The following is a 20,961-nucleotide window of genomic DNA, read 5'->3' on the forward strand; positions in this document are numbered from 1 at the left end:
CCATTACTATGGAGGCCAAATTCGCTCGCAGACACACCGAGAGCCCATGCAGACGTCGTCGCCAATCAAGCCAATCGCGTTGGTCGGCATGGCGTGTCGGCTGCCAGGGGCCGATGATCTGGACGGCTATTGGAGGGTGATTCGCGATGGCGTCGCGACCGCTCGGCCGCTTCCACAAGCTCGTTTCGACCGATCGCTGTACTTTGATCCGCGAAGGGGCATCCCCAATCGCTCCTACTGCGACATCGGGTGTTTGGTCAATGAAAACGCCCGTGGCCGGCACTTCGACTCGCTACCCGCATCGGTTCATGCCTGTCCCGAAGTGGCTTACCGGACGTTGTGCGATGTGGCGGCGGAGGCCTTGGACGATGCCGGAGTCGAACTTTGCCCGTCCGAGCGACGCTGCGGCGGCGTCTACCTGGGACACTCCCGGAGTAGCGGCTTGGCGGGCGATCTGGCCTATGGGACTTGCATCGCACAGTCGGCTCGGTTGCTCGGCGATGTGGAATCGTTTCGCGCGTTGAACGTCGATCATGCGCGGGTGATCGACGAACTGGTCACGGAAGTGCGTCGAGACATGCCGCATCGAGACGAACAGGGGCGTCCCACCTTGGGTCCACACGCGGCCTCCGCGATGTTGGCGGACACTTTTGCGATGGGCGGTCCCTGCATGACGTTCAATTCCGCCTGTGCGTCGTCGCTGAGCGCTCTCCATCACGCGGTATTGGCATTGCAGCAGGGTCGCATCGAGATGGCGCTGGTCGGCGGGGCGTCGGTCTGTCATTTCGAAACCCTGGTGATGTTCTCCCAGGCTCAGTCGCTGAGCAGCGTGATGTCCCGCCCGTTCGACGAGGATGCCGACGGTCTGGTCGTCGGCGAAGGCTACGCGGTGGTGATCCTAAAAACGCTTGAGCAGGCGGTCCGCGACGGCGATAGGATTCACGGGGTCATACGTGGCATCGGGGTCTCGTCCGATGGCAAAGGCAAGAGCCTGTGGGCGCCGCGCAAGGAAGGCCAGATCGTCGCCATCCGCCGGGCCTATGGCGATGAGCTGAAGATCGGAAATCTACAATACATCGAAGCGCACGCCACATCCACTCAGCTCGGTGATGCCACGGAAGCCACGGCGTTGGCGGAGGCGTTGAGACTTCCGGCCGACCGTCGGATTCCGATCGGCAGCGTCAAAGCGAATATCGGTCACACGCTGGAGACCGCTGGTCTGGCGGGGCTGATCAAAGCCGTGCTCTGCATGCGTCACCAGACGATCGCACCGGCGGTCAACGTCCGTCAGTTGAACCAGTCGATCGACTGGGGATCGCTGCCCTTCTATGTGCCGATGCAAGCCGAGCACTGGCCCGAGCCGGCCGATGGCATGCCGCGTCGCGCCGCCGTCAACGCGTTCGGCATCGGCGGTTTGAATGTCCACGTGGTCCTGGAACAGTTCGTCGGCGACGGATCCCAGGCGGCGATGCATGCCGGTGTGGATGCCACGCAAGCGACCGAACGTCGGCAACCCATCGACAACGTCTACCGCACGGGGCCATCCTGCAGTGACGCCATCGCCGTGATCGGACGCGGCACAGTGTTGCCAGGCGCGTTGAACGTCGGTGCGTTTGCCAAGTTGTTGGTCAGCGGAGACGACCCCAAGGGGCCGATCCCCCAGCATCGCCTCGATCCCGAGATCTACCTCGATCCCTCCCAGCCCAGACATTGGCACTGCTTGAACAACCTGGCGGGGGTCGTGCGGGGATTTCAATACGATTGGCGCAAGCACAAGATTCCGCCCAAGCAGATCGCCCACGCCAACCCGCTGCAGTTCATGATCTTGGATGCGGTCGACCAGGCCTTCAGTGAAGCCGGATTAGACCGTGAAGTGACCGATCGCATCGGCGTGGTGGTCGGTTCGCCGTTCGGCGGCGAGTTCGCAACCCAGTTGCTGATGGGATTGCGATTGCCCGAATTCCAACGTCGTCTGACGCGTTTGCTATGCCGGCTCGGGTGCGATCCCCGGCAGTGCGAAGCGGTCAGCCGGCAGTATGCCGAAACGCTGATCCAGGCGCTGCCGGCGCTGCTGGACGAAACCGGCAGCTTTACCAGCAGCAGTCTGGCGTCACGAATCACCAAATCGTTCAACCTGATGGGCGGGGGCGTCGCCGTCGACGCCGGCAATTGTTCGTCCGCGGCGGCATTGATGTGCTGCGTCGATCAACTCGCCAGCGGTGCCTGCGACATGATGGTCTGCGTCGGCGGGCAGGAAGACCTCAGTGCGACCTTTCTGGAGCGGCTGGGGTTGACCGGTCTGCTCGCCAAGGGGGCGCCCCGATCGCCGCTGGACGCCGCGTCCGGAGGGTTGGTGCCGGCGGAGGGTTGTGGGGCGTTGCTGTTGATGCGGCTGGCCGACGCAAAACGACAAAAACGCAAGGTTTTGGGTATCATCCAAGGGGTGGGGGTCGCCACCGCCGACAGCCCGTCCGACGCGTCCGAACGCGCGGTCGACGACGCGTTGCGGCGGACGACGCGTCAGGGCCAATCACTCGCAGCGGGTGACGTCGCGCGGATCGAAACCACATCGGTCGCCTGTCAACGGCGAACCGCAGAGGAATTGGATGGGATCTACCACGCCTACGCCGAACTCGCCCGGCAACGTCCCATTTCCCTCGATTGTCTGATGGCACAAACTGGTCACCTCGGAGCCGCCTCGGCGATCGCCGCGCTGATCAAGTCGACTCTGGAACTTCAACAACTGAAAACAACGGCCACGTTCGGACTGACGCGTGCGTTGCCGTTGATCGAATCCACCCCGCTGTTCGACGTCGCATCCCAGCCCCGTCCGCTGGAAGCGTCCGACCACAGCGGCCGCCTCGTCACCGCTGTTCACAACGCCGAACGTCGAACCGCCTATCACATCCTTCTCCAACGAGATGCGAAAGTGCATGCTCCCAGCAAACCCCAGGCCCCAGTGACCGCCGACGCCTCGTACGATTCCCGCGTCGTCGACGGCATCACCATCGTCGACGCAACGCAACGCCGAAAGGAATCGATGCGAGACAAGGCGATGCGTCAGTCCGTCGCCACGTCGGGTTCGTCGTCGCGTGCTTCCGTGGCCGTCAGCGACGTTCGCCAGAGCGTCGCCCCAGCGCCGACCACTTCAGCGCCGGCTTACGACAGCGACGTTGAGTCTGCGGCGACAGACACAGCGGCGGCGGGTCTGTCCGACGAAGCACTGAAAGAGTTTTTGACGCGTTTTGTCGTCGAACAAACCGGCTATCCGCCGGAGTTCGTCGCGATGGACGCGGACTTGGAAGCGGATTTGGGAATCGATTCGATCAAAAAAGCTCAGATGTTCGGCGAACTGGGCGAACATTTTTCGATCACCCCTGACGAATCCCTCACGCTGGACGACTTCCCCACGCTGCAGCATATCTTCGACTACCTCGCCACATCGAATCGATCATCGACTTTACCCGTCGAATCGAATCACGACTCCGTTGCCACCGCGGTCGCGCCACCCGATCTAATCGAGAGCGCGCAGAGCACCGCGAACCGCCGGACCTTATCAGACGATCCGCCGCATGGCGCGAGCTTGCGGGCAGCCGATCCGCCGCCCAATCCGAGCCATCGATCAACACCCGACCGCCCCGATCATGCGTCGGCCGTTCCAACGGACGATCAACACGATCGACCACTGGATCTGATCCCCGACGCCAAACGGATCAGCCGCACCAAGGATTTGTTGGACCTGGCGGGGCTGTCGATGCCGTATTTCGCCGAACACGAATGCGTCACCCAAGACACGACGCGAGTCGACGGCAAACCCGTCGTCACGTTCTGCAGTTCCAACTACTTGGGAATGTCCGGAGACCCCATCGTCTCGGCGGCCGCCAAAGACGCGATCGATCGCTACGGCACCAGTGTTTCGGCAAGCCGCCTGATCGCGGGCAAACCGTTGCACCGCGAACTGGAAGACGAATTGGCGACGTTCCTGGGCGTCGAAGCGACGTTGGTTTTTTCGTCGGGCTACGCCGCGAACGAATCGATCATCGGGCATCTGTTCGGCCCCGGCGATTTGATCATTCACGACTCGCTCGCCCACAACTGCATCATCCAAGGCGCCGAACTGTCGGGGGCACAGCGGCTGAGTTTTCCGCACAACGACAGCGGGGCGTTGGATCGTCAATTGCAACAAATTCGGCACAAGTATCGGCGCACATTGATCGCGATCGAGGGCGCTTACAGCATGGACGGCGATCATCCGGACTTGCCGAAGTTTCTGGACATCAAGCGACGGCACGACGCTTTTCTGTTGGTCGATGACGCCCACGCCATCGGCACGATGGGTACGACGGGTCGCGGCAGCCCCGAGTTCTTCGATCTTGATCCGAGCGAGATCGACTTGTGGGTCGGAACGCTCAGCAAGGCGCTGGGCAGTGGCGGAGGATTCGTCGCCGGCAGTCGCGAGCTGGTCGAGTACCTCAAGTTCAGCACGCCCGGGTTCATCTACACGGTCGCTCTCTCACCGGGCAGCGCCGGAGCGGCCTTGGCGGCGCTGCGTCTGTTGCAGCAACAACCCCAGCGGGTTACCAAACTGCAACGCAACGCCCGGCTGTTGCTCGAACTGGCCAGGCAGCGTGGGTTGGATACCGGCCCGGCGGGCGACACGCCGGTCGTTCCGATCATGGTTGGAAACTCGCACACCGCGCTGCTGCTCTCACGTCGTTTGCTCAGCCGCGGCATCGATATCCAACCGATCGTCTATCCGGCGGTGGAAAACGACGCGGCGCGGTTGCGTTTCATGATCACCGCACGGCACAGCGAGGAACAAATTCGCAGAACAATTGATGCTCTGGCCGAAGATCTGAAAGAAGTCCAATCCGAAAGCGTTCCGATCGCCCAGTGGCAATCGGTCCTGTCCGGCAAGAGCCCCATGCCGTTGGATCGGGATCGATCGGGGGAATCGGACGCGGCCGCGAACCGGCGGATGCCAACCGACGATCAACCGTCTGACGCAAGCCTGCGGACACCATCGACGTCGACCGGGCAACACGATTGGACGAAGACGGACTTGCAGGATTACTTGATCAATTTCATCGTCGAACAGACCGGCTACCCTCCGGAGTTCGTCGAGATGGATGCCGACATGGAAGCGGACCTGGGGATCGATTCGATCAAGAAGGCGCAGTTGTTCGGAGAACTGAGACAGCACTTTGAGATCACGCCGGATGAAAACCTGACGCTGGACGATTTCCCGAGCTTGCAAGAAGTTTTTGACTACATCGCCGCCCAAGTAGGAATTGAGGCATGAGCAGTCGTGGCGAAGAATGTTCGACGTCGGTCAGCATGCGGCTGCATCAACGCGAGTCCGCATCACCGTGGCCGTCGGTGCTGCAGTCGTGGCTTTCGCCAACCGAGCTTGAGGAACGGGACTGCTTTCGAGCGCCGAGTCGGCGTCGTGACTGGATCAGTGGACGATGGTGCGCGAAACAACTTCTGTGCCAGATGTTTTCCCAGACGGCCGACTCGCTGCTCGAGTGGCAGATTGTTTCACGCGTGTCGAAGCGCCGAGGCTGCCGCCCCACCGTCTTTCGAAATGGGATTCAACAACCGATTGATCTGTCGCTCGCCCACTGTGCGTCGATCACCGTTGCCGTCGCAGGTCAGCGTCGCCTGTCAGTGGATCGACGCGATGCCCCTGGGATTGGTGTCGATGCGGTCGATCGGACTGAACTGCCCGACAGCTTTGCGCGGACCTGGTTCTCGACCTCGGAGCGCCGCCTGTTGCAAGACCATCGCTGGCCGATTGCCGCGGGATGGGCTGCGAAAGAGGCGGCGTTTAAGGCTTGCAACGCAGGCGAATCGTTTCGGCCGGGTTGTTTGCAGATCGTCGATGTCGACGCTGACGGATGTCGGGTTCAAGATGAAGCCCAACGCATGGCGGACGTGCACGTCGACACGCGAGATGACGCCATCATTGCGATTGCCTTTGCAAATTCACTCTCCAAAAGTCCTCCCCTCGCTTCGCTCGACCCTCCTGCCAGGAGGGTGACACTGAACCCTATTCGACCTTCGTCGGGGAGAAGGGAGCCAGTGTGAGAGACGTAGACGCCGAGACCTGCGACACCGTTATCGACACAGAGCAGCACACCACGAACACACCATGATTGATCTTACAGAAAAAGTCGCTTTGGTCACCGGAAGCTCGCGTGGGATCGGTCGCTCGGTGGCGATCAAGTTGGCCGAGGCGGGCTGTGACGTGATCGTCAATTACGTCACGTCGCAGAACGAGGCGTTGGCGACCGCCAAAGAGGTTCAATCGCTGGGCCGCCGATGCTGGATCGTTCGCGCCGACGTCAGCGAAGAAGACGATGTTCAATCGATGTTTGAATTCATCGAGCAAGAAATCGGACAACTGGACATCTTGGTCAGCAACGCGGCGACCGGCGGATTCCGCCACTTGCTGGACTCCAACCCCAAACACTTCGCCGCGGCGATGAACACCAACGTGCTCGCCCTGATCCACCTGGTCAAAGCAGCCGTGCCACTGTTGGAAAGGGCGCAGGACCGCGGCAAAGTCATCGCGATTTCCAGTCACGGATCCCACATGGCGCTGCCCATGTACGGCTTGATCGGGGGATCGAAAGCGGCGTTGGAAAGCATCACGCGACACTTGGCGTTGGAACTGGGGGATCGTCGCATCAACGTCAACGTGGTTAAATCGGGGCTCGTCGAAACGGATTCGACGCGTCGCATCCCGGGGGCGGAAAAAATGTTTGCCGCCCGAACGGCCAAGACCATGATGGGAAAACGACAGCTGGAGGCCTCCGACGTCGCCAATGCCGTCGCCTTTTTGGCCAGCCCGATCAGCGATTTGATTCAAGCGACAACCATCACCGTTGACGGGGGAGCCGCCGCACACGTGTAGTCGCACACGCATCGCCGCGTGCCAGTCGCTGCGTGCCAGTCGCTGCGTGCCAGTTGCTACGTGCCAGTCGCCGCGTGCCAGTCGCTGCCGAGCCGAACCATGAACGTCCACCACCATCAAGACTCTGACACGCCGCTTGCCGTGATCGGAATGGCCTGTCGTTTGCCCGGCGCGGACGACTTGGATGAATACTGGTCGCTGATGATCGAAGGCCGCAGCGCGATCGCAGAACTGCCTCCCGAGCGGTTGGATCAACGACGTTACTACGACCCTGAAATCGGACGCTTCGGCAAGACGTACTCCAAAATCGGCGGCATCGTCGGCAACCGCAAGACGCCGATCGAGCCGTTTCGTCTTTCAGACCACGACATCGACAACGCGGACCATTCGCATTTGGATTTGTGTCAGGTCGCCGGTCAGGCGATTCGCGATGCCGGCCTCGATCCGCAGGCCACCGGGTCGACACGCGGTGGCGTGTACGTCGGCCATCAACGTGGTTCCAACTTGATCGGCGAATTGACACTCGGCGTGATGGCCACCCAGGCGATGGATTGTCTTCGGCAAACGGATTACGTTTCACAAATGTCCGCCCACGAGCAAGCCGCCTTGGTCGAGGAAATGGCTCATCGGGTGCGTCGTGATCTGCCCGAGCGACGTCCCGGCGGCGGCCCGTTTTTGGAAAGCTCCGAAGCGTCGCGGCTGATCTCCAAAGCGTTCGGGCTGGACGGTCCTTGTTTGTCGATCAACGCGGCGTGCAGTTCTTCGCTGGTCGCGCTGGCCGCCGGCGCCCATGCGCTACAAATGGGTGACATCGACTTGGCCGTGATCGGCGGGCTGTCTTATTGCAAGCTGGACGCATTGATCTTGTTTTCGCAAGCGCAGACCGTCAGCGGAACCGGTTCACGTCCGTTTGATGCCGACGCGGACGGACTGGTCGCCGCGGAAGGCTACGTCGTCGCGGTGGTCAAAACGCTCGAACGTGCCTTGGCGGACAAGGATCCCATTCGTGCGGTGATCCGTGGCATCGGTGTTTCCTCCGACGGCAAAGGCAAAAGTCTGTGGGCGCCGCGGCGTGAAGGACAAATCGCCGCCGTCCGCCGCGCCTATTCGGCCGACGTGGCGCCGAGCTCGGTTCAGTATGTCGAGGCCCACGCGACCTCGACACCGGTCGGTGATTCGACCGAAATCAACAGCTTGGCCGAGGCGTTTAACGAATCTTTCGAAAGTGAACTGAATCAAAAGATTCCGATCGGCAGCGTGAAAGCCAACATCGGCCATACGCTGGAGGCCGCGGGACTGGCCGGGCTGATCAAAACGGTTCTGGCGATGCAGCACCGAATGATTCCTCCGGTGATCAATTTGCGTCAGCCGAACCCGAAAGTGGATTGGGCGGCTGCGCCGTTTCAACTGCCGACGACCGCGATCCCCTGGCCGGATCCGCCGCCGGGCAGCCCCCGGCGGGCAGGCGTCAACGCGTTCGGCATTGGCGGATTGAACGTCCACGTCGTTCTGGAAGAACACTCGACCGCGACGCCAAGGCGTTTTCGATCGCCCGGCGAACAGTCCGCCGACGACCGGTCGATCGCCGTGGTCGGCGCCGCGCTGCTGACGCCCGGTGCGCGAACGATCGCTCAGTTTTGGGATCTGCTGTCGACTGGGCAGGATCCCAAGGTGCCCGTGCCGGACGATCGCTGGGATGTCCGTCTGGACCACGGGGACGAAGCCAAGCGTTGGGTGGGCGGGTTCATCCAAGATTACCAATACGATTGGCGACGGCATCGCATTCCGCCGAAACAGGTCGCCAACGCCGACCCGCTTCAGTTCATGATCCTGGACACGGTCGCCCAAGCGCTCGAAGACTCCGGATACAAGTCCAAGCTGGACCACGAGCACACCGCGGTCATCGTCGGCAATCTCGTCGGCGGCGAGGCCAGTTCTCAGCTGCTGGTCGGGCTGCGGTTGCCGGCGCTGCGTGAGGTGATCGAAACGGTGCTGAGCGAGAAAGGCGTTCCACCGGCGCAGATCGCCGAGACGTCGCAGCGATTTGCCGAGGTGCTGTTGGAGCGGATGCCGGCCTTGTTGGACGAAACCGGTGGATTCAGCAACAGCTCGTTGGCCTCGCGGATCACCAAGACCTATGACCTGATGGGCGGTGCGTTCGCCCTCGACAGCAGCGACAACTCTTCGATCATGGCGGTCAACACAGCCCGAGGGTTCTTGCTGCGGGGCGGGTGCAAGATGGTGATCGCTGCCGGAGCCCAGCGTGACCTCGGCCCCCATGCGTTCGAATGTCTTCGCCTGGCATCGCGGCTGAGTCCGTCCGGTCGTGTCCGATCGCTCGATCAATACTCCGACGGCATGGCGCCGGCCGAAGGCGTCGCGGTCGTGTTGCTGAAGAAATTGAGTGACGCCAAAGCCGACGGCGACGAAATCCTGTCGGTGATCCGCGAGATCGGTGTCGCGCGTCACGACGATCAACAAACCGCACAGCGACTGGCCATCGGTCGCGCCCTTTCTGGAGCGGAGGTCACACCCGAACAAGTCTCCGCCGTCGACCTTTCCGCCAGCGGTGTTGCCGAGGAAGACCGTGACGAATTTCATGCGATCGCTGAGGCGTACGCTGTGCAGCGTGAGCGACCACTTCATCTGCGCTCGCTGGCGGGACAACTCGGTCACGCCGGCAGCGCAGCGGGAATGATTGCGCTGATCAAGTCGTCGTTGTCGTTGAAGCACCTTCAATCGCCGGTCGGTCTGCCTGCCGATCAGCCGATCGACGCCTTGTCCCACCAAGCGTGGTGTGAATTCCCTGTTGCAAACGAGGACTTGCCGCTGGTCGATCCCTCCGGCCGCGTCTTTTCCGCACTCAATTGCTACGCCAGGGGCATGGCATGTCACGTCGTGATCGAGCGGGGACAGCCCGTCCCGAGCACGTCGTCTCAATCCGGTCGCGGCAACACGATTCGCTCTGTGTCCAATCCCGATCACGGCTATCGAAGCTGGATCGCTGAAGCCGACTCGCTGTCCGAACTGATCGACAACGCCAAACAGATTGCCGCGGGCGGGTCCGTCGATTCGGCCGCCGCACGGCACCGCACGGTTTCCGACAGCATTGCTTCCAACCGCACTCTCCGGCACGGGCTGGCGATCGTCTATCGATCTGAAGATGAACTTCGCAAGCGCGCGGGGCTGTTTGTTTCCCGCCACTGCGACCCCAAACGCGCTGCCCTGTTTGAAAGCCAGGGCATCTACTGTGTCGAACGAACGCGGCGACCGATGGTGGCGTTCTTGTTTCCAGGTCAAGGATCGCAGTACCCGTCCATGCTGACGGATCTGGTTTGGGAAAATCCCGTTGCCGCCGCGGCCGCCGCACGCATCGATGGCATCCTGCAATCCTTGGACTACCCGAGTTATCGAGACTTGGTCGTCGACCAGGCGGATCGCCTCGGAACGGACGTCTGGCGCACCCAACTTTCATTGCTAGTCGCGGATTCGATCCTGATGGAAGTGGTCGACGCGATGGGCATCAAGCCCGATCGCATTTCGGCACACAGCTATGGAGAGTTCCCGGCATTGGTCGCAGCCGGTGCGTGGGATTTCCGAACCGCGGCGTTGGCGACGTTTCATCGTTGTCGGTTGATCACCGAGTCCACACAAATCGACGGCGCGATGCTCGCAGTCGACTTGGATCGCAATGAGGCGAGTCAACACTGCAACGCCTATCCGGGCGAAGCCTTCGTCGCGAACTGCAACAGCGACCGACAAACCGTCATCGCCGGCAGTCGTGGCGTGATCGAGAGCTTGAAAACGCGGATGGCCGAAGCCGGGGTCCACGCCAAAATCCTCGGCGTGCCGCGTCCCTATCACACACCGTTGATGGCACCGATTCAACCGGCGTTTCGACAGATCCTCGACCAACTGGAAATCGCCCCGCCGCGGACTCCGTTGTTGAGCAGTGTCGACAACCGCTACGTCGCCGAACCGGACGCGATCCGCGAAAACTTGGTCCGTCAGTTGGTGCAGCCGGTGCTGTACACCGACCAGATCCGGCGACTGGCCGGCGAAGGCGTGAACGTGCTGGTGGAAATCGGCCCCAACCCGGTTCTGACACGGCTGCACGAACAGATTGTCGGGCAGATCGTCGGCGACGAATCGTTGTCGATTGCGACGGACCACAGAAAGCGTCACCCGGGTGAGTCCCTGACCCGGCTGGACGCCGCATTGCGGGCCGCCGGTGTCCCGGTCGGCGGATCGGACGGCATGGAAACACGGTTGCGGCGTCCGGGCTCCGAGGGTGAGCTTCCGTCACCGGCGTCAGAATCCGATGGGCCCGTAGGCTCGCGCCAAACGGCTGATCATCAACAGACATCAGCCGGTTCGCGCCTGCGTCCGGGCTTCGGGAGTGATCTTTCGTCGCCGGCGCCAGATTCCGAAGCGGGGCTTCAGCTCTTGTTCTTGGAGGGTTCGCCTCGCGCGATGGGGGCCGCACACGGTCAAGCCATGGCGGTGGCGATACGCCGCATGCTCGATCGTTACCAAGAGATTGCAACGGGCAAGTTGGGCAGAACACTGCCGGATCTGTCGCTCGCCAAATCGATGTTGGACAAACTGGTCGACGAATCGGCGTCCGAGGAAATGCGTGGGATGGCTGACGCTGCGGGCGTCCCCGTCGACGCGCTGTTGGAACACAACCTATACGCTTATCCGGAGATCGGCGCCGGCTGCACGCAAATCCTGGCCGGCCGACCATCGTCTCCATCACGATCGGGCGGACAACCACGCCAGACACAGTGGCTGCACGCGGCCAATGAAGACATGCCGCTGGGGCTGTTTCTTCGCGACACGATGCGTCGCTGCGTTCAAGTCCGGCGACCGACCAATGGATTGCCGCACGTGCTGTTCTCCGCCGCAGGCCACGTGTTGGGGATCAACGGCGTCAATGCAGCCGGGTTGGTGATCACCGGCTCGATGTTGTTGGACCGGCCCCGCCGCAGCGAAACGCTTGACGGACTGCTGCACTCGATCGTCATCCGTCGCGTTCTGGAAACTGCCGAATCGGTCGACGACGCCGTCGACATGCTGCGACGCACGCGTACCACCGGCGGCTGGGGGATGTGCGTTTCAGACGCGTGCGGGAGCGATCCGGCCTACGTCGAATACGATTGCGGAACGTTCCGATCCGAGCGGCTGAATGACCATCGGCTGGTCAGCAATCATGCCCAACTGCTACCGCCCGTCATCGACACACCCAAGCACTCGCTGTTGCGTCAACAACGACTCGAATCACTGTGGCGGCAGAAAGGCGACGAGGTTCCATCGACCGCGATGCTGCAGCGATGGTTGAGGGATCAGTACGACGAAGGCCGTGGTCGGGAAGTCCGCTTTGCGACCATGAACACCATCCGGCGAGTCGACAACCAGGTCAGCGTTCTGTTTGATATCCGTTCCGCACGGGCCTGGGCAACGCCGGGCAATCACGAAACCGGGGCGGACGCGAATCAGTTTTTCGAACTCGACTTGCAGGAATTGATCGGACTGCAGCCGGGCGGGCGACAACCTCGACATACTGCCGCGAAGCCGAATGCCGGGAAAAAACCAGAGTCGACAACCGACCGAGTGATCTCCTGGAAAGAATTTTCGCAACGCTCCACCGGTGTCGACGGTCGATCACCGCTCGATGATGCGGGCAAGGTCTGCAATCGATTCGCATTGCGGTGTATCGAAGTTCCGCCGGCTCGCCGGGCAGAGGCGGCGACGGCACTCCACGGCGGCGTCGTGTTACTCGGTGACAACGCCGCTGCCGACACACTTGCCCAAAAGCTGCAAGGTTCGGGTCTGCGTTGTCTGCATCTGCGCCGGCTGGACGACGTGACCGCCGCCGTGTCCGAACTGGAAACCTTTTGTCACAGCGGTGTGCCGACGAACCTGTTCTTGCTGACGGCATGGGATGAACACGCCGCCCAGGGTGTCTCGACGGAGCATTGGCAACAACGCCGACAGAGCGGCATGTTGGTTCCGTATCAAATCTGCCAGCGTTGGCTGAAGCTGTTGAACGACAACCAGCTAGTCGGCGAGGGAACGATCGTCGGCGGTGTCCGTCTGGGCGGACTGTTGGGCTTCGACGACCGCGTGACCTCGCCCGAAGGTGGATTCGCGACAGGGCTGATCAAGGGTCTGTTGATCGAAATGGGTTTCGCCGCACAGACTTCGTTTCGAGCCCGTGTCGTCGATTTTGATGCCGATGCCGATCCCGGTTTTGTGGCGGCTCGATTGATCGACGAATCCGCCGCCGCAGCCGGACGGACGGCGGAGATCGCTTATCGCGGCGACAAACGTCATGCCGTCGCGCCCGTGATTCTGCCCGTCAACCAACTGCCCACCACCACGGCGGATTTCGGTCGGGTCTGGGTGATCACCGGCGGCGCCCGAGGCGTCACCGCAAAGATTGCCAAAGCCATCGGTCAGCAATTCGGCGTCAAGCTGCACCTGATCGGTTCAAGTCCCCTACCGGAAATCGACGACGGTTGGCGAAACTTGGACCCCGACCAGCGAAAGCATTTACGTGCGGAAGTCGTTCGCAAGGCGCTCGAGGCGGGGGAGGTCCCGATCGATGCCTGGTCGCGCGTGGAAAAGGCCTTGGAGATCGACGGAAACCTGCGCGACTTCGCCGAGTCGGGACTGGACGTCACCTACCACGCCTGTGACGTCAGCGACCATCGCGCGCTGGCACAGTTGTTAGACCTGATCCGTCGAACGGACGGTTCAATCGACGGCATCGTGCACGGCGCGGGCTATGAAAAAGCGACCAGCTTTACCAAGAAGAATCTCTCGTCGGTGCAGCGGACGATCACCTCGAAAGTCGACGGCGCGATCTCACTGATGGAATTGACGCGACAAGACGACTTGAAGTTTTTTGCCGCGTTTGCATCCATCTCGGGTCGCTTCGGTGGCGTCGGGCAAACCGATTACTGTTTGGCCAACGAACTGCTGTGCAAACTGGTCAGCTGGTTCCGCCAGACGCGTCCCGAGGTTCATGCGGTCGCCTTTCATTGGCCCTCTTGGGATGAAGTCGGAATGGCCGTGCGCCCCGAATCTCGACTCGCCAAGACGCTCATCGACGCCAAGTACATGCCCGTCGAAGAAGGCGTTGGACACTTCATCGACGAATTGCGACGCGGTTGCCCCGAAGCGGAGGTCTTGATCACGGATTGGGAACGCTACAAACGCTACTACACCGACCAGTACGTCGCGTCCCTCAGCCCCTACCCGATAATCGACCGCGTCCAGTGTGGAGATGATGAACTTGGCGGCAGCATCACGACCTCGCACGTGGTCGATCCGGTCAATGACAACTTCCTCAGTCAGCACCTGTTGCGAGGCCGACCGATCTTGCCGTTCGTCGCCGCCGCGGAAGCCTGTGCCGAAGCGGCGAGTCTGCTGACCGGTGGCCGAGCAGTGACAACGATCGAAAACTTTCGCATTGCCGAAGCGATGCGGTTTTTCACCGACCAGCGTCAGGAAATTCGTGTCCGCGCCGAGCGAACCGGTGACCAAGTCCGTTGTTCATTGCTCAGCGATTTTAAAAACCGCAAAGGACAGGTGCTCCGCAAAGATCGTGTCCACGCCGACTGCATCATCCGATCGGACCAGCCCGATGATCGCGCGGACGAACCGGTTGACTTTCCCGATGTCCCGTACATTCCGGTCCATTACCTGGATCACAAATTGTCGGTGTATCACGGCCCGATCTATCGCCAGCTGGAACAGTTTTATTATTCGCAGCAGCAGTCGTGGGCGAAAATCAGAATTGCCGACCCGGCGGAGTTCCTTTCGGCCGATAGCGGCGATCGCATCATGCTGCCCTGTGTGCTGATCGACACCTGCGTGTTTTCGGCGGGAGTTCATGAATGGACGATTGATCGGACGGCGATCGCACTGCCGCATTCGATTCGTCGATTGCGGATGTTCGCGGCACCCGTGGTCGGCGAGCAGGTCACAGCCCGGATCGTCCCGCTCGAATCGACCGACAAACACGCGACGTTCAACATCGACGTCTGGGACCAACACGGACGTCCGGTGCTGCAGATCGAAAACTATCGCGCGAATGTGCTTGTTGCGACGATCCCACTCGATCGGGCCCAATCAGCCGATTGACACTCCATCGCTCTGAGGTCGCAGCGACTGTTTCAGGCGGCGTAGGTCAGGCTGTGCCTGACGACCCGTTGGCATGCACAGCATGCCCTACTTGCTGATGGCCCGCTGGCATGCACAGCATGCCCTACGTGGTTGCCCCGTCTCCGATCACGCGGATGAAGACGAGCGGCCGTCCAACCACACGCCGTGGAATCCTGCCGGAACACGTTGCGGCATCGGGATGCGAGCGATGACGGGATCGTTGTCGAATCGTCGGCAATCGAGAATCACGAATTCGGATCGATCGTCCGCTTCGTCGTGCACCATCGAAACCAGATAGCCGTCGTCTTCACTGACTTGGTTCGGTCGGGGCACGAAGATGCCTTCACCGGCAAGCTGACTGGGTGCAAATTCGTGACGCTGCGATGTGTTTGCGATCAGATCGTATTTGACCAATGCCGGAGCGTCGTTGGAGAGAAACGAGGCTGCGTAGCCGTATCGACAGGGCGCCCCAACCAAAGCATCGTCCACGCGGGGGAATTCAGCGGGTCGATCGTCGACAGCGCCCTCGACGACTCTGCCCGACTTGATATCGATCACCCAGCGATACATGGACGCATCGAGCTGCAACTGGTCGCGGGATGTTGACGAGCGATTCAACACGCCGGGTGCACCGGGGAATCGGCAAGCATAGAGCGTCAACGTGTCGTCGTTTTCCCAGGCGTTTAACACGTGAAACAGAAAACCCGGCTCGACATCAAACCAGCGCAACTGGTCGCCCGAGCCGTAACGGGGCAAGATGCCGATGCGAGCCCCGCGTTCGGCCCGGTAGCGTAGCATCGCCCCTCCGACAAGCGGCATCAGTGGGCGCACCAGCATCGGAAAATCGAAGAAGATCGTATAGCGTTGGGTGATGGCAAAATCGTGCATCATCACAATTCTGCCGACGGGGATCGTCGTCTGATGGACCAGCCGGCCTGCGCGATCCAAGATTCCATATCGGACACTGTTGCCACGCAGCGAATTGCCGAAGAACAACAGTTCGCCGGTGACAGGATCAATCTTTGGATGAGCGGTCACGGCATGCTGTTGCTTCCCGAAAAAATTGTCGGGGCCGACCGTCCCGAGGTCTTCTGGGCGGATTTCATAAGGGGATCCTGCTTCCCAGAGTGCGAAGAGTTTGCCGTGGTGCCAGACGAGCGAGGTGTTGGCTTTGTTGAAAAAATCGGCGCCGCCCTTTCGAGCCCCCTGAGCGAGCGTTTGCAGGTGTTCAAGCGGGCGAGCATTGACATAACTTGGCGAATGGTTGCGTCCGCTCTGTTGTTGCTTCTTCCATGACGATGTTCGAACAAATCGATTCAGGTAGCTCGCCTTTCCGTCTTCGATGCGAACGCCATGCAACATGCCGTCACCGTCAAACCAATGGTAGTGCGAAGCCGGCGGGAACATCGGGTTGGGGCCGTTGCGGACCCACATGCCGTTGAGATCCCGAGGCAGTTTACCGACTACGGGCAAGTCGGATCTTGCGATCTCGTCCTGGGTAGGTGCAAGTGCGCCGGACAGATAAGCGTTCGGCATTTGGGTCGGAAAGGACGATGCGGTCGAGACGGGTTCGGACATTTGACGGTATTCGGTGGGGGTGTTGACGAGTCCAAGTCACATTGGGCCCGTCGAGCGAATCGTTACAGACGAATTCTCGTTTTGTTCAAAAAACCAAATGTCACGACTCATTGTCCGATTCAGCGCGTCGTTTTTCAAGTCGCCCCGACGATCGTTGATGTTACCGTGCCGATCAAATTCGGCCACATTAAAGGCGTGCATTCCGTTGTCACCATGTGAATCTGGCGTCCTCAACGGATCATTAGACGACAAACCATGATGCGACGTCCTCAGGTGAACTAAAATCGGCTCCTGATCCAATCGCTCAACCCCCACGGACACGATCATGATGCTCCGGTCACTTCTTTGTTGTTTCGCCTTTTACGCCGTCGCGTCAAACGTCGCGGCGGGCGAAATCTCGATCGGCAACGACTCGGGAACCCAGGTTTTCACGCTGCGGCAGGGAACAACGGTGGTCAAATTTTCTCCCGGCGCGGGCGCCAACGCGTACTCGATACGCGTCGATGATGTCGAGTATCTGCGACAACCGGAGTCGCTGGACAAACTGCCCGGCGTCGGGTTCGGAAATCCCGTCCTGTATCCGACTCCGAATCGAGTCAAGGGTGCGGCGTTCGAATTTGGCGGCAAAACGGTTCGTTTCCAGCCCAACGCGGGTGGCAATTTCATTCACGGTCTGGTCAATCGGCATGCTTGGCAATTCGTCCGATCCAGTTCCGATTCAACGCATGCTGCGATCACCTGCGCGGCCGATTTCGGTGACGGCACCGCGTTGCATTCGCAGTTCCCGTTTCCCCATCAGCTTTACTTGACCGTGACCGTCCGCGAGGGTGCGGTCCGCTGGACGTACAAGGTTGACAACACCGGTGGCACCGCCGCGGTGCCCTTCGGATTTGCCTTGCATCCGTATTTCGTTTACCAGGGCCGGCGTGAAAACACGTACCTGAAAATCCCAGCGACACATTGGATGGAATCGGACAAGCAACTGCCATCGGGAGAGCTGGTTCCCAAGGACCAGTTGGATTATCCGCTCGGCGAGTTCATGTCGCTTGAGGGAACGAGGTTTGACGACGTGTTCTGGGGCATGAAACCGGATCAGCCCACCGTCATCGACTATCGCGACGTGAACCGAAAGATCACCATCGCTGCATCCGAAGCGTTCACGCACCTGGTGGTCTGGACTCCGGACCGACCGTATTTTGGAGTGGAAAGTCAGACCTGCAGCACCGACGCGCACAATCTGCACGCGGCGGGCAAGACCCGCGAAGCGCACCTGCAGATCTGCCAGCCCGGCCAAACCCTCAGCGGTTGGGTGGAATACCGATTCGGCGAGTGAATCATGGCGGGCGATTGGACACAGCCGGCTGGAGAATGGAGGCCGTGATCTCGGCTACAATGCCAGTGTTCTTGAACCTATTCGATAGAGGTCGATCAACATGTCCATCAGACGCCGCCGATTCCTCCAACAGACCGCGACGGGATGCGCAGTGGCAATGGCTCCCGCTGGTCTGCTCGTCAATAGCGCTCGGGTCACCGCCGCCGACGACGATGCGATTCCCGTGCCCGAACCACGGATCGCTCGATTCGAGCGAATGGCGTATGGAATGTTCATTCACTGGGGCCTGTACTCCCAACTGGGACGCGGCGAATGGGTCATGCATCGCGAGAAGATTCCCAAAGCCGAGTATCGCAAGCTGCGAGACACGTTTACGGCGAAAGCATTCGATGGCCGGAAGCTTGCAAGAACGGCACGCGTGGCGGGCATGAAGTACATCACGCTCACCGCACGACACCATGACGGGTTCAGCCTCTATGACACGCGAGGGTTGTCCGAACACGACGCCATGCACACGCCGGCCGGCCGTGACCTCATTCTGGATTTTGTCAATGGATGCCGAGCGGAAGGGATCACGCCGTTTCTCTACCATACGACGCTCGACTGGTGGCAGGAGAGCTTCGAAACAGACTTCGACGCCTACCTGGACTACCTGAAAAACTCAGTCGAGATCCTCTGCACGGAATATGGCCCGATCGGCGGATTCTGGTTCGATGGCAATTGGAGTAAGAAGAACGCGGACTGGAAAGAAGGTGAGTTGTACAAGACGATCCGGCGCCATCAACCGGAAGCGATCATCGTGAACAACACCGGCCTGAGCCACCGCGGGGCTCTGGGTCATCCCGAAATCGACTCGGTGACGTTTGAGCAGGGCCGCCCCACCCCGCGCGACCACCGTGGAAAGCCGAAGTACGTGGCCGGCGAGATGTGCCAGACCATGAACCGGCACTGGGGGATTGGCACGAATGATTTTGCCTACATGGGCCCACCGGAAATTATTGAGAACCTTTGTGCGTGCCGCAAAGTCGGCGCCAACTATCTGCTGAACGTCGGACCGACGGCGGAAGGTGCGATTCCGGACTACGAAGCCGCCACGCTTCGACGCAGTGGTGATTGGGTCGCCATACACGCCGAGGCCGTTTACGAAGGTCGACCGGCGGGGCTCCAGGGCGAGGGAGACGACTTTGGCCTGGATGCCAACGGCCCCACGTACTTGTTTGTCCATCACCTGGGCACGCGTGGTGATGCGAATGTCGCAGTGGGGCCGACCGGCGCTGGACCGCGTACGTTCACAGGCATCAAGACAAGGATTGACTCCGCTGTGTGGGCCGACAACGGGGAGAAGCTGAAGTTTGAACAGGACCTGGATGCCGGCACGCTCACCGTCCGCTGCACCGGGTTCCCCTACGGCACCAACACGGTCGTGCGGTTGGTGCGACTCTCATGACGGGCGTCCGATGAGATGGGTTAGAATCCAGCCATGATTTCTTCGCTCTCGTTTAACGGTAGGTTTTATGTGTCGAACACTCAGCCTTTCGATGGTTGTCTGGATGACGATCGTGTTCATTGAGTCGCCGATGACACGTCCCGTTCACGCCGAAACCGCACAACCCAAGCGTTGGGCGATTGTGATCCATGGCGGTGCGGGCGGAGATCCGTCGAAGTGGAGTGATGAAAAACGCAACGCACGCCTGGATGGACTGGAGGCGGCACTGAAAATCGGACGCGACCTGCTTGCCGGCGGTGGCTCGTCTCTCGATGCGGTGGAAGCGGTGATCCGGTCGTTGGAAGACAACGCCAGCTTCAACGCCGGCCGGGGTGCGGTGCTGACCCAAGCCGGAAACGCGGAGCTGGATGCGTCGATCATGGATGGACGAAACCGTGCCTGCGGTGCGATCGCCGGCGTGACGACCATCAAGAACCCGATCGCGACGGCGCGATTGGTCATGACCGACACCAAACATGTGTTGCTGGTCGGCCGCGGCGCCGAGGCCTTCGCGGCGTCTAAAAACGTGCCGCTGGTCGACCCGAAGTACTTCTTGAGCCGGCGTCGGCGGACGCCGCAGCAACCGGATCCGTCGGAGCATCCGCACCTGGGCACCGTCGGTTGCGCCGCACTCGATTCGGAGGGGAACCTTGCCGCGGGAACCAGCACCGGTGGCACGCCGAAAAAGCTGCCCGGCCGTGTCGGCGATTCGCCGATCGTGGGTGCGGGCACGTTCGCCGACAATGCGTCCTGCGCCGTTTCGGGAACCGGCGTCGGCGAGGAATACATCCGCAACGCCGTGGCCTATGACATCGCCGCTCAGATGCTGTATGCCAAACGGTCGCTGGAAACCGCCATCACGGAGATCATGACCGAGCGACTTCAGCCGGGGATCGGCGGTCTGATCGGCGTCTCCCACGACGGCCAAATCGTCATGCAGCATAACACGCCGGGGATGAGTTGCGCGGCGGCCGACAGCAACGGTCGCTTCGAAACCCATCTGGCGCTCGACAACGGCGGTCGCCCCGCAGTCAACGCCGCGAAGCCGATCGACGCCGCGAAGCCGATCAACGCCGCACGTTCAACCGACGCCGACAAGGAAGAGATTCGTCGTCTGATCGGCCAACAAGCCGACGCCTGGAACGCCGGCGACATCGATCGCTTCATGGACGTCTACTGGCACGACGAAGAGCTGACGTTCTGCTCCGCGGGTAGCATCACCCGCGGCTGGACGGCAACCCTTGAGCGCTACAAACGACGTTATCCCGACAAAGCGACGATGGGCAACCTCTCGTTCTCGGACCTTGAGTTTCTGCGCCTCGGCGACGACGCCTTTCAAGTGCTGGGCGTTTGGCAACTGACCCGCGACGCCACTCCGATCGGTGGTCGTTTCACCCTGGTGCTCCGTCGATTCGACGACACCTGGCGAATCGTGCACGACCACACCTCGGTCCGGGACGCGCCCTAAACGCC

The 20,961-nt window shown here is 61.0% G+C and carries 8 protein-coding genes; 7 read left to right on the forward strand and 1 reads right to left on the reverse strand.

Translation table 11 applies throughout. The features are described from left to right. The first annotated feature begins 46 nt into the window (after window positions 1-46). From TBK1r_RS22035 to TBK1r_RS22050, 4 genes are all read left to right on the forward strand, one after another. Entirely contained in the window at window positions 47-5,302 is a 5,256-nt protein-coding gene (locus TBK1r_RS22035) for an aminotransferase class I/II-fold pyridoxal phosphate-dependent enzyme (RefSeq protein WP_145215501.1), read from the forward strand. Continuing rightward, window positions 5,299-6,090 (forward strand): 4'-phosphopantetheinyl transferase superfamily protein, encoded by a 792-nt coding sequence (locus tag TBK1r_RS22040; RefSeq protein WP_145215504.1) that lies wholly within the window; start codon window positions 5,299-5,301, stop codon window positions 6,088-6,090. Before TBK1r_RS22035 ends, TBK1r_RS22040 begins: the two co-directional genes overlap by 4 nt. Before the next feature lie 64 nt (window positions 6,091-6,154). Continuing rightward, complete coding sequence (locus TBK1r_RS22045) at window positions 6,155-6,919, forward strand: SDR family oxidoreductase (RefSeq protein ID WP_145215507.1); 765 nt, start codon at window positions 6,155-6,157, stop codon at window positions 6,917-6,919. Window positions 6,920-7,018: 99 nt separating this feature from the next. After that, entirely contained in the window at window positions 7,019-15,070 is an 8,052-nt protein-coding gene (locus TBK1r_RS22050; protein WP_145215509.1) for a type I polyketide synthase, read from the forward strand. A gap of 147 nt (window positions 15,071-15,217) precedes the next feature. Here the strand turns inward: TBK1r_RS22050 and TBK1r_RS22055 are convergent, their stop codons facing one another. Continuing rightward, window positions 15,218-16,669, reverse strand: coding sequence for a carotenoid oxygenase family protein (locus tag TBK1r_RS22055; protein ID WP_145215513.1), 1,452 nt, complete (start codon window positions 16,667-16,669; stop codon window positions 15,218-15,220). 325 nt (window positions 16,670-16,994) lie between these two features. Here TBK1r_RS22055 and TBK1r_RS22060 point away from each other — a divergent pair, with 325 nt between their 5' ends. The 3 genes from TBK1r_RS22060 to TBK1r_RS22070 all read left to right on the forward strand — a co-directional run bounded on the left by TBK1r_RS22060 (window position 16,995) and on the right by TBK1r_RS22070 (window position 20,956). After that, window positions 16,995-18,002, forward strand: a complete 1,008-nt coding sequence (locus TBK1r_RS22060) for an aldose 1-epimerase (protein WP_145215516.1) — start codon at window positions 16,995-16,997, stop codon at window positions 18,000-18,002. A gap of 100 nt (window positions 18,003-18,102) precedes the next feature. After that, window positions 18,103-19,449 (forward strand): alpha-L-fucosidase, encoded by a 1,347-nt coding sequence (locus TBK1r_RS22065; protein ID WP_419580262.1) that lies wholly within the window; start codon window positions 18,103-18,105, stop codon window positions 19,447-19,449. Between the two features lie 91 nt (window positions 19,450-19,540). Beyond that, window positions 19,541-20,956, forward strand: coding sequence for an isoaspartyl peptidase/L-asparaginase (locus tag TBK1r_RS22070; protein WP_145222925.1), 1,416 nt, complete (start codon window positions 19,541-19,543; stop codon window positions 20,954-20,956). Window positions 20,957-20,961: the final 5 nt, after the last annotated feature.

The organism is Stieleria magnilauensis, from assembly GCA_007753675.1.
Lineage (GTDB): Bacteria > Planctomycetota > Planctomycetia > Pirellulales > Pirellulaceae > Stieleria > Stieleria magnilauensis.

Excerpts from the sequence above, each read along its gene's own strand:
- TBK1r_RS22055 (WP_145215513.1), bottom strand. The coding sequence starts at position 16,669 with ATGTCCGAACCCGTCTCGACCGCATCGTCCTTTCCGACCCAAATGCCG.
- TBK1r_RS22070 (WP_145222925.1), top strand. The coding sequence starts at position 19,541 with ATGGTTGTCTGGATGACGATCGTGTTCATTGAGTCGCCGATGACACGT.
- TBK1r_RS22045 (WP_145215507.1), top strand. The coding sequence starts at position 6,155 with ATGATTGATCTTACAGAAAAAGTCGCTTTGGTCACCGGAAGCTCGCGT.
- TBK1r_RS22050 (WP_145215509.1), top strand. The coding sequence starts at position 7,019 with ATGAACGTCCACCACCATCAAGACTCTGACACGCCGCTTGCCGTGATC.
- TBK1r_RS22035 (WP_145215501.1), top strand. The coding sequence starts at position 47 with ATGCAGACGTCGTCGCCAATCAAGCCAATCGCGTTGGTCGGCATGGCG.
- TBK1r_RS22060 (WP_145215516.1), top strand. The coding sequence starts at position 16,995 with ATGATGCTCCGGTCACTTCTTTGTTGTTTCGCCTTTTACGCCGTCGCG.
- TBK1r_RS22040 (WP_145215504.1), top strand. The coding sequence starts at position 5,299 with ATGAGCAGTCGTGGCGAAGAATGTTCGACGTCGGTCAGCATGCGGCTG.
- TBK1r_RS22065 (WP_419580262.1), top strand. The coding sequence starts at position 18,103 with ATGTCCATCAGACGCCGCCGATTCCTCCAACAGACCGCGACGGGATGC.